General features: G+C 62.2%; 15 protein-coding genes. 11 read left to right on the top strand and 4 right to left on the bottom strand.

Going from position 1 to position 13,188, the window contains the following annotated elements; genetic code table 11:
- Positions 1 to 6 precede the first annotated feature (6 nt).
- From ACOCG7_RS23800 to ACOCG7_RS23755, 10 genes are all read left to right on the top strand, one after another.
- Positions 7 to 510: a phage major tail tube protein gene (locus ACOCG7_RS23800; protein WP_114162072.1), complete on the top strand. Its 504-nt coding sequence runs from the start codon at positions 7 to 9 to the stop codon at positions 508 to 510.
- Between the two features lie 80 nt (positions 511 to 590).
- Complete coding sequence (locus ACOCG7_RS23795) at positions 591 to 950, top strand: phage tail assembly protein (protein ID WP_421380332.1); 360 nt, start codon at positions 591 to 593, stop codon at positions 948 to 950.
- A 111-nt stretch (positions 951 to 1,061) separates the two neighbouring features.
- Positions 1,062 to 3,500, top strand: coding sequence for a phage tail tape measure protein (locus ACOCG7_RS23790; RefSeq protein ID WP_421380329.1), 2,439 nt, complete (start codon positions 1,062 to 1,064; stop codon positions 3,498 to 3,500).
- An 8-nt stretch (positions 3,501 to 3,508) separates the two neighbouring features.
- Complete coding sequence (locus ACOCG7_RS23785; RefSeq protein ID WP_421380326.1) at positions 3,509 to 4,390, top strand: phage tail protein; 882 nt, start codon at positions 3,509 to 3,511, stop codon at positions 4,388 to 4,390.
- Complete coding sequence (locus ACOCG7_RS23780; RefSeq protein ID WP_073432252.1) at positions 4,365 to 4,571, top strand: tail protein X; 207 nt, start codon at positions 4,365 to 4,367, stop codon at positions 4,569 to 4,571. Before ACOCG7_RS23785 ends, ACOCG7_RS23780 begins: the two co-directional genes overlap by 26 nt.
- Positions 4,572 to 4,580: 9 nt before the next feature.
- On the top strand, positions 4,581 to 5,633 hold the full coding sequence (locus ACOCG7_RS23775) for a phage late control D family protein (protein WP_421380323.1): 1,053 nt from the start codon (positions 4,581 to 4,583) through the stop codon (positions 5,631 to 5,633).
- 108 nt (positions 5,634 to 5,741) lie between these two features.
- On the top strand, positions 5,742 to 6,203 hold the full coding sequence (locus tag ACOCG7_RS23770) for a hypothetical protein (protein WP_073432313.1): 462 nt from the start codon (positions 5,742 to 5,744) through the stop codon (positions 6,201 to 6,203).
- Positions 6,200 to 6,751 carry a glycoside hydrolase family 108 protein gene (locus ACOCG7_RS23765; protein WP_421380320.1) on the top strand — a complete coding sequence of 184 codons (552 nt, stop codon included), beginning with the start codon at positions 6,200 to 6,202 and terminating at the stop codon, positions 6,749 to 6,751. Before ACOCG7_RS23770 ends, ACOCG7_RS23765 begins: the two co-directional genes overlap by 4 nt.
- The gene (locus ACOCG7_RS23760; RefSeq protein WP_421380317.1) at positions 6,751 to 7,365 is read left to right on the top strand and encodes a hypothetical protein; all 615 of its coding nucleotides are present in this window, start codon (positions 6,751 to 6,753) and stop codon (positions 7,363 to 7,365) included. Before ACOCG7_RS23765 ends, ACOCG7_RS23760 begins: the two co-directional genes overlap by 1 nt.
- Positions 7,366 to 7,590: 225 nt before the next feature.
- Positions 7,591 to 8,382: a DNA adenine methylase gene (locus tag ACOCG7_RS23755; protein ID WP_421380314.1), complete on the top strand. Its 792-nt coding sequence runs from the start codon at positions 7,591 to 7,593 to the stop codon at positions 8,380 to 8,382.
- 620 nt (positions 8,383 to 9,002) lie between these two features.
- On the opposite strand, the gene ACOCG7_RS23750 is transcribed toward ACOCG7_RS23755, so the two are convergent.
- The 4 genes from ACOCG7_RS23750 to ACOCG7_RS23735 all read right to left on the bottom strand — a co-directional run bounded on the left by ACOCG7_RS23750 (position 9,003) and on the right by ACOCG7_RS23735 (position 10,864).
- Positions 9,003 to 9,284 (bottom strand): hypothetical protein, encoded by a 282-nt coding sequence (locus ACOCG7_RS23750; protein WP_421380311.1) that lies wholly within the window; start codon positions 9,282 to 9,284, stop codon positions 9,003 to 9,005.
- Positions 9,281 to 9,763, bottom strand: a complete 483-nt coding sequence (locus ACOCG7_RS23745) for a DUF2778 domain-containing protein (protein WP_421380308.1) — start codon at positions 9,761 to 9,763, stop codon at positions 9,281 to 9,283. The genes ACOCG7_RS23750 and ACOCG7_RS23745 overlap by 4 nt, the downstream gene beginning before the upstream one ends.
- Positions 9,764 to 9,981: 218 nt before the next feature.
- The gene (locus tag ACOCG7_RS23740; RefSeq protein ID WP_421380305.1) at positions 9,982 to 10,254 is read right to left on the bottom strand and encodes a hypothetical protein; all 273 of its coding nucleotides are present in this window, start codon (positions 10,252 to 10,254) and stop codon (positions 9,982 to 9,984) included.
- Positions 10,255 to 10,600: 346 nt separating this feature from the next.
- The gene (locus ACOCG7_RS23735) at positions 10,601 to 10,864 is read right to left on the bottom strand and encodes a hypothetical protein (RefSeq protein ID WP_421380302.1); all 264 of its coding nucleotides are present in this window, start codon (positions 10,862 to 10,864) and stop codon (positions 10,601 to 10,603) included.
- 743 nt (positions 10,865 to 11,607) lie between these two features.
- On the opposite strand from ACOCG7_RS23735, the gene ACOCG7_RS23730 reads away from it, so the two are divergent.
- Complete coding sequence (locus ACOCG7_RS23730) at positions 11,608 to 12,678, top strand: GNAT family N-acetyltransferase (RefSeq protein ID WP_421380299.1); 1,071 nt, start codon at positions 11,608 to 11,610, stop codon at positions 12,676 to 12,678.
- Positions 12,679 to 13,188 lie beyond the last annotated feature (510 nt).

Raw genomic sequence — 13,188 nt, 5'->3', positions numbered from 1 at the left:
TGATGCGTGACTCCGGAAACACTTTATAACTTCAACGTCTACAGCGACGGCAAGGGTTTTGCCGGCCGCGCCACGCAGTGCACGCTGCCGAAGCTGAAGATCAAGACCGACGACCATCGCGCCGGCGGCATGGATGCGCCGGTCAAGGTCGATCTCGGCATGGAGGCGCTCGAGGCCGCGTTCCAGATGTCGACGATGGAGCGCGACGTGCTGAAGTTCTTCGGCCTCGCCGATGCGACCGCATTTAACGGCGTGTTTCGCGGTGCGTTCCGCGACATCAAGGGTGCGACCAAGGCCGTCGCCGCGACGTTTCGCGGGATGCTCTCCGAGGTTGATGGCGGCGACTGGAAGCCGGGCGAAAAGGTGGACGCCAAGTTCACCGTGTCGCTGACCTATTACAAGCTGGAGATCGACGGCGCGGTCGTGCACGAGATCGACGTGCTCGGCATGGTGCGCATCATCGACGGCGTCGACCAGCTCGCCGAGATCCGTAAGGCGATCGGCATGTAGCAGTGGGTCGGGCGGCAAAGTGACTTTTTAACCTGAACGGCGGGCCGTACGGCTCGCCGTTTCTATTTGAGGCGGGACAGATGGACAGCAATGTGGATAACAACGCGGCGAGCAACGTAGTCAGTAACGCGACCGATCGCGTCGACAGCGTCACCGTGAAGCTGAACTATCCGGTGGCATTCGACGGCGTCGTGCGTGACACCCTGACGCTGCGGCGCCCGAAGGTGCGCGACATGCGCGCGGCGCAGAAGATCGCCCCCGGCGATGAGGAAGGGCAGGAACTGGCGATTTTCGCGGCGCTCGCGGGCGTGTCGCCGAACGACCTGGAGGGCATGGATCTCGGTGATTACCACCGCGTCCAGGATGCCTACTTTCGCCTCACATCCGCTGGCACGCATCAGCCAGAAAACGCTCAAGGCGCTGGCAAAACGGCTGCTTAAGGAGCACGGCGTGCAGCCGGCCTCGATCGATGCGATGACGCTCGACGAGGTGATCTGGTGGCTCACCGACTAGCGGGGAAACCAGATGGGGGAATCTGATGGAGGAATGTGATGGCAAGCGACATTGCACTCGGCATCGTGATCGGCGGCGCCGTGTCGGCGACGTTCGGCCGCGCGATCACCGAGACAAGTTCGCGGATCGTCAGCCTGCGCAAGACCGCGAACGAAACGCGGCTGTGGCAGCGCACGATCGGCGAGACGGTGAAACTGCAGGACGAATTCCGCCGGCTGCACGCGGCGGGCGACCGCGCAGCGGACGGTATCCGCCGCAGGATCGAATCGAACCTGCGCACGCTGCGCGAGAACGGCATCGAGGTCGACCGGCTCGAGCGGGCGTATACGCGCCTCGGTCGCACGGTGCGCGGACTGGAGCTGAAGGCAGCGGGCCAGGAGCGGATCGCCGCCGGCCGCGAGGGCGCGCGTGGCGCGATCGGCGACGCGGTGAAATTCTCGGCCGCCGTCGCGGTGCCGGCGACGATCTCGGCGGACTATCAGGCGATCATCCGCGACATCGCGATCAAGGCCGGCATTGCCCGCACGGCGCAGGAAGCGTCAATGGGCGAGCGCATCCGCCGCGACGCGCGCGATAACGGCATCGGCCGCAACGAGCTCGCGGATGCGGTCAACCAGATGGTCGCGGGCGGCATGGAGGTGAGCCGCGCGCTCGACTTCGCACCGCTTGCCGCGAAGTTCGCGATCGGTCAGGGCGCGACCACGGTCGAGACCGCGCGGATGATCCAGGCGCTGCAGCAGAACGCCAGGATCACCGACCCGAAGCAGATGGCGAAGGCGTTCGAGGCGATCGCGTTTCTCGGCAAGGAAGGCTCGTTCGAATCGGCGGACATGGCCCGCTGGTTTCCGGTGCTGCTCGCCGAAATGCAGAAGATTGGCATCACCGGGCAGGACTCGGTCACGCAGCTCGGCGCCATGCTGCAGGTGCAGATGAAGACGGCCGGCACCGCGGATGAAGCGGCCAACAACCTCAAAAACTGGTTCTCGAAGATCGGATCCAATGAAACCGCGAACAACTATAAAAAAGCCGGCGTCGACTACGAAGCAAAAATGCGGGAAGCGATCGGCAAGGGCTGGTCGACGCTCGAGGCTTCCTTCGTTCTCGCGCGCGCGTATATCGAGCGTACCGACCCCGCGAAGGCGAAACAGCTGGCCGACGCCGCAACGCGCATAAACGGCGAAGCCGATCCGGACAAGCGTCGCGCGCAGATCGCCGCGTTCGAGGACACGATGAAGACGGGTGACCTCTTCAACGACATGCAGGTGAAGGCGGCGCTCACCGCGTACCTGCAGAACGCGGACCTGTACCAGAAGCTCAAGCGCGAGTCGGCGCAGGCAAGCGGCGAGATCGCGAAAGATCTCGCTGACCGGCGCGATGCGTCGAAGCAGGTCTGGAGCGAGGTCGGCCAGCAGTGGAACGATGCGATGCGCAGCATCGGCGACGCGTTGCGGCCGGTGACTGACGCGGTTGGTCACGCCACGAAGACAGCGGGCGAGGGGCTCACGAAGATCACCGACGCCGCGCCGAAAACCACGATGGCGGTCGCGGGTGTCGCAGCGGGGCTGATCGCGTATCGCGGCGCAAAGTCACTTTTCCAGATCGGTCGTGGCGCGCTCGACATCGCGCGCGGGTCGATTCTCGTCGCGCGCGGCGGGAAGGCCGGGGGCGCGGCCGGTCCCGTTGGCCGTGCGATCGAGGCGCTCGGTAGCGCGGCGGCGTCGGCCGGCGTACAGCGTGTCTTTGTCGTCAATATGCCCGGCGGTAGCACCGGATTCGGAGGCGCCGCTGGTGCGATTGCCGATGAACTGGCTGCGGCGGGAAAGCGTGGATCGGCCGGTGGCGCCGCAGCGCGGGGCGGTCGCTTTGCCCGTGTCTTTGGCGCCGCGCGTGGCGTGCTTGGTCGCGTGATGCCCTATGCCGGCAAGCTGGCGATGGCGGGCACGGTGCTCAAGCTCGGGCTCGCGGCAAACAATGCGTATGCGGTCGCGACCGGCGACGACACGCGGGCGGCGAAGGCGCAGGGTTTTGCGGGTATCGCCGGCAGTCTCGCCGGAGGCGTGCTGGGCGCGAAGGTCGGCGCGATGATCGGCGCGTTCGGCGGGCCGGTCGGCGCGGCCGTCGGCGGTCTCGCCGGCGGGGCGCTCGGGACCTTCGCGGGTGAAAAGGCGCTGGGTGCGGTCGCGAAACTGGCGCTTTCGTATAACGCTTCGCGCAACGACGCGCAGCCGCCGGCGGTCGCCGAAGCACTCGCGAAAGCAAAGGCCCTCGAAAAGCCGTCTGGCGCTGACAAGCCCGTTGCGAAGATCGACCAGCAGAACACCTTTGCGCCGGTCTTTCACGTCACGTTCCAGGGCGAGCCGGGCAGCGACGCCGCTGACCGGTTTCTCGCGAAGGTGTCGCCGCAACTGCAGCGCCTGATGAAAGACGAACTGGCGAAGAACAACCGCTCGGCGATGTTCGACAGCCCCCATCTGTAGGAGGCGAGATGGATTTCACAAGACAGGTCACGCAGGCCGCGACGCAGGCGAGTATTGCGACCGAGCGCGTGCGCAACATGAGCCGCGTCTATGAACGCAACCGCGCGGCAAGTGCGAACACGGTGGCGGTGTTGCAGAAGCTCGCCACCGGCAACCTGACGAGCGCAGCCGATCTGCTTTCCGGAGCGGGTAGTGCGCTGTCGGTGGCGGGCGATCTGGATCCGAAGGTCGGCACGGTGGTGCGCAGCTTTAACGCCGTGCAGTCGTCGGTCAGCAGTGTCCTCAAAATCGCCACCGCATCGAATCATCCGCTGGTGAAGTCGGCGGCTGACTCGGTGAACACGGCGCTCGGTGACGTGCGCACGAAGTTCAACGCGTGGGCGGGCATCAGGGAGACGCCGTCGGTAGCATCGCTCGCAACGTCGACCGGCGCCGGGGCGTTGCTGTCGGGTCTGCTCGGCGGTGCAACGGGCGCCACGCCCCACCTGATGACGCTGACGTCCGATGCCGGCGATACGTTCCACTTCAACCTGTCGACCGCAGCGTTCGACAGGCTGCGGCGCACCACGAAGTACAGGGTCGCATCGCAGGAGCGTCTGAACCGGCAGGAGGCGCTGCAGGCGGTCAGTCAGGGCGGCGAGACCATCACGCTCTCGGGCGTGGTGTTTGCCGCCTCTGGGCCGGGAGCCCGGCAGATCGATGCGCTGCGCGCAATCGGCGACCGGATGGTGCCCGTGCAGCTCACGACCGGCTACGGCGAGGTGCTGGGCCGCTGGTATCTGCAGGGCGTCGACGAGGAGCAGGAGGCGCTGATGTCGGACGGTGCCCCGCGCAAACAGACCTTCAGCCTGGAGTTCGGCCGCTATGGCGAAGACTATAAGAACCTCTGACGGCGACGTGCTCGACGAGCTCTGCTACGCGTTCTATGGATCGCTCGCGGGTGTGGTCGAGGCGGTGTACGAGGCGAATCCGGGGCTCGCCGCACGCACGCAGCCGTTTGCCGCGGGAATCCTCATCACGCTGCCCGATCTCGACGTGCAGCGTGATGAACCGGTCCAGCTCTGGACATAGGGAAGACTTATGCAGGCCATTTTCCAGATCGTCGCGAACGGCGACGACATCACGCGCGTGATCCAGGATCGCGTGCTGCGCATCCGCACGGTGGACAGGCCGGGGCTTGAATCGGACGAGTGCGAGATCGAGCTCGACGATCGCGACGGCAGGATCCAGTTCCCGCCCAAGGGCGCGACGCTCAAAATCTCGCTCGGCTGGAGCGGCAGGGGCCTGTCGTTCCTGGGCGAGTACGCGGTCGACGAGGTTGCGCTGAAGGGTCCGCCCGCATCGGTCGTGATCCGCGGCAAGCCCGCGAACATGCGCGCCACCGCGAAGACGCACCGGTATGGCAGCTGGGAGAACGTGAAGCTCGCGGACATCGTCGGCGACGTGGCGCGCCGCAACCGGTGGACAGCCGCATGCGGCGTCGACGCACCGGTGCCGCGTGCGGACCAGTTCGGCGAGAGCGACCTGCACTTCATCACGCGGCTCGCGCGGCAGCACGGCGCCACGGCGACGGTGAAGGCGGGCAGGCTGATCGTCGCGGGTCGCGGCGCTGGCAGAAGCGTGAGCGGCAAACCGCTGCCCACGATCACACTCACGCCGGACATGCTGCTCGACTACGAGATCACGTTTCCCGACCGCGCGAGCTTCGTCGCCGTGCGCACGAAGGTGCACGACACGAAGACCGGCAGGAAGATCGATCTGACGATCCCGAACCCCGATGCGCCGCCCGGTGCCGCGGCGGTGCACACCGAGCGGCATGCGTTCGCGAGCCCGGAGGCCGCGAAAGCCGCGGCGAACGCCCGTCTGCAGAAGCTGAATCACCACACCGCGAAAAGCACGATGACGATGACCGGCCGGGCCGATTTCGCGGCCGAGAAGACGGTGACGCTCAGGGGCTTCAAGAAGGAAGCGGACGGCGACTTCCTCGTCGAGTCGGTGACGAACACCTACGCGGGCCGAAGCTGGGAAACGCAGGTCGAGCTGAACGCGGGCAACAAAGGCAAGGCAAAGGTCGGGCACGGGAAAAAGAAGGGCAGGAAGGTCAGTCTGGTGGTGCCGGCGCCACCGCACTGACCGACAGAAGCGCACTGACCGGCAGAAGATAACCACCAGCATCACCACAGACCGCCCGCGCCCGCATAGGGGACGCGAGGCGGTTTTTTTATTGGAACGGACGGCCCGATGGGTGAACAGCACAACAACGATCTGGCGGTGCAGATCGCGCGTTTCGGCGAGCAGCTGCGCAGCGTCGCGGCAAGCCTCGAGGACATCAAGACATCGGTGCAGCCGGTCGCCGCACTCGATCGTGCGCTCGCGCAGATGTCGATCCATAACCAGAACGCGCGCAAGGACATCGAGCTGCTGTGGGCGCGCGTCGACGAGGGAAAGAAGGAGCGCGATGCGCTCGAGGCGCAGATCGGTGGCGTCGACGACCGGGTGGCGGCGATGAAGAACACGGCGAGGGGCGCGATGTGGGTGCTCGGGATCGTGCTCGGGATCGTGCAGACCTTCCTGGTGGGTTCGATCGTGTGGGTGTTCACCCATATCAACGAAGGCGACATCCTCAACCGGTTGCAGCAGCAGCGCCTCGAGGTGCTGGAACAGACCGTGACAAGAGAAACCAGACAGGGAACGAAGCAATGACACTTGATGAAAAAATCGATGCGCTGATCGGCCGCGAGGGCGGCTACGCGAACAATGCAGCCGATGCCGGCGGCGAGACGATGTGGGGCGTCACCGCTGCGGTTGCCCGCGCGTTCGGCTATACCGGCGCGATGCGCGACATGCCGCGCGCGACCGCCGCGCAGATCTATCGCAGCCGCTACTGGCAGCAGCCGAAGTTCGATCTCGTCGATGCGGTGTCGCCGGCGCTCGCGGAGAAGCTGTTCGATATCGGCGTGAACGCCGGGCCGGCGACCGGCGTGCGCTTCCTGCAGCGTGCGTTGAATGTACTGAACCAGAACCAGCGTGCGTTTGCCGATCTCGCCGTCGACGGCGGCATGGGCGCCATGACGATCGCGGCGCTGAAGGCGTTTCTCGCCGCGCGGGGTGCGGACGGCCATCGGGTGCTGCTGGGCATGGTGACCGCCCAGCAGTCTGTCTATTACATCGAGTGTGCCGAAAAGCGTGTCGAGAACGAGACGTTCGAATACGGCTGGCAGCTCAACCGTGCATTGGGGGTGAGCGCATGATGGATGTCCTGAAAACGGTCGCGCCGTGGCTCGTCACGGCATTGACGGGCGGGGTGCCGGGCATTGCCGCAATGGCCGCCTCGGCGATCGCCGGCAGGCTCGGTCTGGCCGATGGCTCAGTGGACGCCGTCAAGGCCGCACTGACCGGCCAGCAGATGACGCCCGAGCAGCTACTCGCGCTGAAGCAGGGCGACGACGACTTCGCGCTGAAGATGCGGCAGGCCGGCTTCACGCACGCGGAGAACATGGCCGGCATCCAGGTGCAGGCCGACCGGGTGGCGGCCGACGATCGCGCGAGTGCCCGCAACTTTGCGGCGGCGGAGCACGACCATACGGCGCGGAACCTCGCTTATATGTATACGGTCGCGCTGTTCGCCGTAATCGGGCTGGAATTCATGCTGGCGGCCAGACAGATCCGGCTCGATGACGGCGTGATGCGCGCGCTCGATACGCTGTTCGGGATTCTGATCGCGATGGTGCTCGGCTCGAAGGAGTATTTCTTCGGCTCGTCGTCGCGTGCGGACAGGCAGGCCGCGGCGATCACGCAGTTCGCGGTGTCGCCGGATACAGTGGTCTCGCGGGCGCAACTGCCCGGCGAGGGCGAAGCACGATAGGTCACCTTCTCCACAACACATCACTCATGTAGCCGTCCATCGCGGGCGGCCAAAGTCACTTTGACCGCGCCTCACCGCGCGGGAGAAGACAGGGCGACGTCAGGCATGTTCGCGCATTCCCGACGCCACCTTTCCACTGAACCAGCCAGTGAATTAGCCAGGGCCCTGACACCTACCGGTAGGCGGGCCGAATTCTAACTTAAAAAAGAAAAGGCAATTCCAGATATGGCAAATCCTATCGTTCCATGGATCGGCGGCAAGCGCCGTCTCGCGGACCATCTGATTCCGCGGTTTCCTGAGCACGACTGTTACGTCGAGGTTTTCGCAGGCGGGGCCGCGTTGTACTTCATGCGGCCGCCGGCGAAGGTCGAGGTGATCAACGACATCAACGGCGAACTGGTAAACCTGTACCGTGTCGTGCAGCATCACCTCGAGGAGTTCGTGCGCCAATTTAAGTGGGCGCTCACCAGCCGGCAGGTGTTCAGGTGGCTGCAGGACACGATCCCGGAAACGCTCACCGATATCCAGCGGGCGGCCCGCTTCTACTATCTGCAGCAGAACTGCTTCGGCGGGAAGATCGAAGGGCAGTCGTTCGGCACGGCGACGACAACGCCGCCGGGCCTGAACCTGCTGCGGCTCGAGGAGACGCTGTCAGCCGCACACCTTCGCCTGTCCAGCACGTTCGTCGAGCGGCTCGACTGGAAGGCGTGTATCGACAAGTACGACCGGTCGCACACGCTGTTCTATCTGGATCCGCCGTACTGGGAAACCGAGGGCTACGGCGTGCCGTTTCCGTACTCCGAATACCTTGAGATGGCGGCCCGCCTGCGGTCGCTGAAGGGCAGGGCGATCGTGAGCCTCAACGATCATCCGGACATCCGTCGGGCGTTCGACGGATTCCATATTGAGACGGTCGACATCAGGTACACCGTGGGCGGCGGTGGCCGGGAGGCCGCGCGCAAGGAGGTGATTATTTTCAGTTGGGATGATGCGGCACAACCGGCAGGGCTTTTCTAAGCCGCGGCGATTACGGGAACCCTGTCGAGGGTTCCGAATACCTCTTGCTGGCAGTTACAAGCCATCAACATGGATAGGCTTTTCTTGTTTGATCGAATATCCTAGGATTAAACAATCGAGGCGTTACACTCGGTTTGCGAAGCGACGACAAGGAGTGACATGTCATGCACGCTGATCCCGTGGAATACAAGACATCTACGATCATGCCTCTCGCCCCGGTTTCCCTTCCAGGTTATGCAGCAACCGCGATAGTCACGCACCGGAACGGCAAGCGCGAGGCATTGGGCATCCTCGGCTACTTCGCATCTGAGAACGCGGCATGCACGTTTGCGATTGAATACGCCAAAGCCCATATCGACGGCCGGCGATACCCGAGGCCGCCGTTTTCCCTCCGGTAGGTCTTCACCGGCCGTTTGTGCCGTCGACGTTGGCGGTAGCGCATAGCTCGTGCAAACGCCAGAGATTACGGATGCAAAAAAGGGCCGCAGACGGTGCCTGCGGCCTAAACACACACGTCGAGCGAGGGCGCTGACGCTGATTTTCAGCTTACACTTTGGTTTTTCGAAGGCAACCAGGTGTTGTCTGGAGGCCGTAGCGTCGCTGGACGATCCCACCCATTTTCAGTGCGATTCAAGTTTCCGCGGCTTCCTGCGCTTCAGCATATGGGCGGCAATACACACGATGCAGAACGCAAGGACGAAGCTGAACAAAAGCAGCAACGCGACGATGACGTTCTCTTCGCCTTCAGCGCCTATCACGCCAAACAGGCGAAATATCGGCAACAGCGCTTTCCAGGCCATATCGGTCTGAATCCATGCCACCAGTGCATCGATTCGAGTCAGGCCAACGTACATCGGCACAGTCAGCAGGGCGGCAATTGTTAACTGCGGTAGGCGTTTCATCGGACGTCGACGGTTCCGAAGTACTGGATGTTCGTTCCGGGAATAGTTTGCGGCGGCTGCGACGTAAGGAAGTCATGCAGGCGGTCGAACTGCGACTGGGACATGAGCGTGATACATCCGTCGCTGATGCCGAAGCGGCCGTTGGGATGCAGCCGGAAACTGCCGCGCTTCACGCCGTTGATAAACGTGGTGTCGTCGATTGCACCGTCGTTCCGGTACAGGGCGAACCAGTTAGCGCGTTGGCTGTTCGACAGCTGGTCCATGAACCAGTCGCGCAGCCACCCCATATGGCCGCCGCTCTGGCGGCCCACGATGTAATATCTGCCTGTTGGAATCGGTCCCTCGCCGGCCTTGGCGGTATCTGCCCGCTTGTTCACGTATGCGGGTCGTCCGGAGAAGGCCGCAATGCCGCCGAATCCCGAACAGACAAACGAGGACATTTTCTGACCGTTAAGTGTGAAGTAGCAGGATGCGGGCATTGCCGACCTTTGGTTGCCGTGAAGGAGGTAATTTATGACACAACCACTTCACATTGCAACTCGGTCGCTGCGTGTGCTTGTCGCTATGCGAAATAACTAGAGCGTGTCAGAGCCTGCGCTTGTGAGCGGTTTGTCCTTGCCTGGTGGCACGGTCTTGCGCGTAGCCCGAGTATGGAAAGACTACTTGAAGGCGGAGACGCTGCATCAGCAATGTGTGTCTAGGCAGAAGTAAAGTCACGTACTTCTAATGCAGCGTCGCTTTTACCTCGTCGTTCCAGATCCTCGGCAAGCAACTCCTTGAACGGTGCTACTTCCTCATCCCCATACAGGTTGCGAAACTCACCGATGACCTCGCTGATCGCCCGGGTACGCGTATCAGGTGTAAGCATACTGCTGACATGTGAACAGCCCCGAGCCAGTTCGAGGAAGTAGATTGCTCGAACTGCGATAGCAGAGGTCATGACGCCGCCGCGGGATTTTTCTTTGGGCATGGGATTCACCTCTCCTTTGTAACTGTGTTGCTCCGTCCGGGCGGCCACTGCTCTTGCCGTTGATGAACGGAACCTACGACTCTAACCAATCTAGCATCCGCAACTGAGCGAAAGCTTAAGCGATCGGTGAAGCGGGGCCGGTGGTTCGAGCTCGTCGTGCAGGAACACCCCAGTAAGCGAGGCGTCGCGATCGGAAAATGACCGGTTGCGTAATCAGTGAATGATGTCTACCGCCGCGCCGGCAAGTGGAGTCGTTAGTGGCGACACAGGTCGGCCTGATTCACGACCTGCCTCACGAAATCGCTGATGTAAGGGGGGGCGGATTGCTGGCCTACGCGTCGTGACGTCACTTCCTCGATACGACGAATGCGCAATCAACGAAGGTATACGCACGACGCTGACCGTAGCCGACGGCCTCCTCGGGACACGAAAATTCAAGTGACTCTGCATGACTTGCAACCACATTTTCCGGAATGAAGTGAGCTTTCTTATGCACATACCAGGTGACGGTATAGCGCGGCTCGGCACCGTTGAAGGAAAGTGCTGTAGTCTCGTCGACGCGTACGTGTACGCCGAGATCCCGGTATGGTTGGCAGATATGGTCTCGCACTGTCTCCTCCTTAGTTCTAGCGCAGCGAATAAAACACCTCTTTGCCACGTCTGTTCCCAGAGGTGTATGGCTCCCATTGCGTCACAGGCCGGTTTAATTCATAAGACCTGTACCTTGCCGCGGCACTATAAAAGCAATGCGGGCCAGCTGCGCTAGCAAAAAAATATGTAATACGAAATGATTAATGGTGATCGCCACTGGATGGCATGACGAGACGTGACGATATCGTTCATCGTTCTGCAGTTCAAGACGAAGAATTTACGTTTGTAACAGGTGCCCAAGGTATTTTTTGCAGCGCACTGGGATGCGCCCCAAGCAACGAGGCGACGGTGCAGCGCCCGGGTCGCGGGCGCCGATGGACCTTGTAAATTTACAAACCGATAAATTTCTTACAACACTGCTGGTTGCCTGGACTAGGCGCGGGAACGGGGCCATGTGCCAAAAGTAGGGGCGGCGGCACGGTTTCGTTCAATTTGCGAATGTCTGATCGCGCACAGTGGTGCATCCGAACTGCCGCTACGCTTGTTCCGCCGTACTCTCGGGTTGGTTTCCGGAATGGCGACACGTGATGTGGCGCCACAACAGCGGCGTTTGATGCAGAAGCGCGCGATGGGCAGCGACTATAAAACGGGTTTCATGAATGAGGCCTCGGCGGCCTTGTCGAGATCTAAACTCACTATCTGTACGCTCCAGCCGATTGAATCCTTGTGGCTGCTTGCGACTGTTACGCTGGTACCGTGAACATGGTTAACGAAGACGTCTCCGTAACGCTGATGCCTGCACCACGAATCGAATTCGACCGAATGCGCACCGATGTGAGCAACGCCAGGACAGCGGTAATCCACGCTGCCCGCGCCGGTCTGAACGAGCGCTCGATTTTCCATGAGCCCTGGTGGCTGGATATCGCGACCGGGGGCAACTGGAAGCTCGCCTCGGTTCATGACCGTGGTCAACTGATCGCTGAAATGCCATACACCGTGACACGCAAGGGCATCTGGCGCCTCTCGACCTTGCCCGCGCTAACACGCACGCTCGGTCCCGTGATTCCGGCAGCAAAAAGCACGAGCGACGATGACTGGCGTCATTGCTTCGGTGCAACGCAAGCCCTGGTCGAGCAGTTGCCGGAGTGCGCGCTGTTTCACCAGCGGTTCGACCCGCACGTCTCGGATGCCGTTGGATTTGCGTTGCTGGGCTTCGGGGTCGCCGTAAGCTATACGATGCGGATCGAGCCCGGCAGGGCCGAGCCGGAGGTGTGGGCCGGACTTCGGCCGAATACCCGCAATCTGATTCGCCGTGCCGGCGAACAGCACACCGTTCGTCAGATAACGGACGCGAACCTGTTCGTCAGCTTCTACGATGCCAATTTGACGCGCCGCAGTCGGGACAACGTATACGGCACTCACGTCATGAGGCAACTCGTTGATGCCTTCGTCTCGAGGGGCTCGGGTATGGTGCTTGGCACCTACCAGGCGGACGGCAGCCTGTGCTCAGCGATCGCGGTGATATGGGATAAGCACACGATGTATTACCTGCTGTCGTCGAGAAAAGACGATGCCCATGGCGGTGTCATCGGCCTGTTGTTATGGAACGCCATGCGCAATGCCAGGGAAAAAAATCTCACTTTCGACTTCGACGGCATTTCCAATGTCGGCATTCTCAAGTTCCTCAGCGGCTTTGGGGGAACCCTGGTTCCCCGGCTCGAGGTCACGCGGGCGAGTGCGGACTATGCCGCGATGCGCGGCATCGTGCATCTGGGGCGATCTGTATCACGGTCGGTACGCCAGCGCGTGACGCGACTGAAACGTGGCGGGTGACGTCTATTGCGACAACACGAACATCTTCCTGAACATAGGAGCGAGGAAGCGTACGTTCGTCTGGTCAGCATCAGCAGGCCCAGTCGAAGCGGCTCAATCTGGTCAAAGGAACCTCCAGTGCTTCACTCGCCAACTTGGTCAATCAGGAGGTATGGCATGGAATACGCGCTTATGTGCTGAAGAACATTAATGCAGACGTTTTTTGATCACCGGTCGCGGCCTGAGTCCGGACGGCTGCGGATACGTTAGTTGCCGCAACCACTAACAAAAAACCTCTGGATAACGGCCAAGCCTCGAGCAAAGGAACCGGGTCCGCCTCCATGATTTCTCGAACCGTTGCTTCCCGCGCACGATCCCGATCGCAGAAGCATCGCTTGAGCTTGCCTTAAGCTTTACGGGGCTGGCTATGCTAGAGTTTAGCAACCGCATTGCAGCAATCTGCACGATGCAGTCTCAGTAGGGCATGGCACTACGCGTAGCCGTCCGTGCATTCTACGAGCTGGAACTGGC

The sequence above is a fragment of the Paraburkholderia sp. DD10 genome (assembly GCF_049177125.1).
Classification (GTDB): domain Bacteria; phylum Pseudomonadota; class Gammaproteobacteria; order Burkholderiales; family Burkholderiaceae; genus Paraburkholderia; species Paraburkholderia terricola.
The sequence above is the reverse complement of the archived record's forward strand: the minus strand, read 5'-3'. Positions and strand labels throughout refer to the sequence as shown.

Coding starts and splice junctions, on each gene's coding strand:
- ACOCG7_RS23795 (WP_421380332.1), top strand. CDS start 591: ATGGACAGCAATGTGGATAACAACGCGGCGAGCAACGTAGTCAGTAAC.
- ACOCG7_RS23790 (WP_421380329.1), top strand. CDS start 1,062: ATGGCAAGCGACATTGCACTCGGCATCGTGATCGGCGGCGCCGTGTCG.
- ACOCG7_RS23785 (WP_421380326.1), top strand. CDS start 3,509: ATGGATTTCACAAGACAGGTCACGCAGGCCGCGACGCAGGCGAGTATT.
- ACOCG7_RS23780 (WP_073432252.1), top strand. CDS start 4,365: ATGGCGAAGACTATAAGAACCTCTGACGGCGACGTGCTCGACGAGCTC.
- ACOCG7_RS23775 (WP_421380323.1), top strand. CDS start 4,581: ATGCAGGCCATTTTCCAGATCGTCGCGAACGGCGACGACATCACGCGC.
- ACOCG7_RS23770 (WP_073432313.1), top strand. CDS start 5,742: ATGGGTGAACAGCACAACAACGATCTGGCGGTGCAGATCGCGCGTTTC.
- ACOCG7_RS23765 (WP_421380320.1), top strand. CDS start 6,200: ATGACACTTGATGAAAAAATCGATGCGCTGATCGGCCGCGAGGGCGGC.
- ACOCG7_RS23760 (WP_421380317.1), top strand. CDS start 6,751: ATGGATGTCCTGAAAACGGTCGCGCCGTGGCTCGTCACGGCATTGACG.
- ACOCG7_RS23755 (WP_421380314.1), top strand. CDS start 7,591: ATGGCAAATCCTATCGTTCCATGGATCGGCGGCAAGCGCCGTCTCGCG.
- ACOCG7_RS23750 (WP_421380311.1), bottom strand. CDS start 9,284: ATGAAACGCCTACCGCAGTTAACAATTGCCGCCCTGCTGACTGTGCCG.
- ACOCG7_RS23745 (WP_421380308.1), bottom strand. CDS start 9,763: ATGCCCGCATCCTGCTACTTCACACTTAACGGTCAGAAAATGTCCTCG.
- ACOCG7_RS23740 (WP_421380305.1), bottom strand. CDS start 10,254: ATGCCCAAAGAAAAATCCCGCGGCGGCGTCATGACCTCTGCTATCGCA.
- ACOCG7_RS23730 (WP_421380299.1), top strand. CDS start 11,608: ATGGTTAACGAAGACGTCTCCGTAACGCTGATGCCTGCACCACGAATC.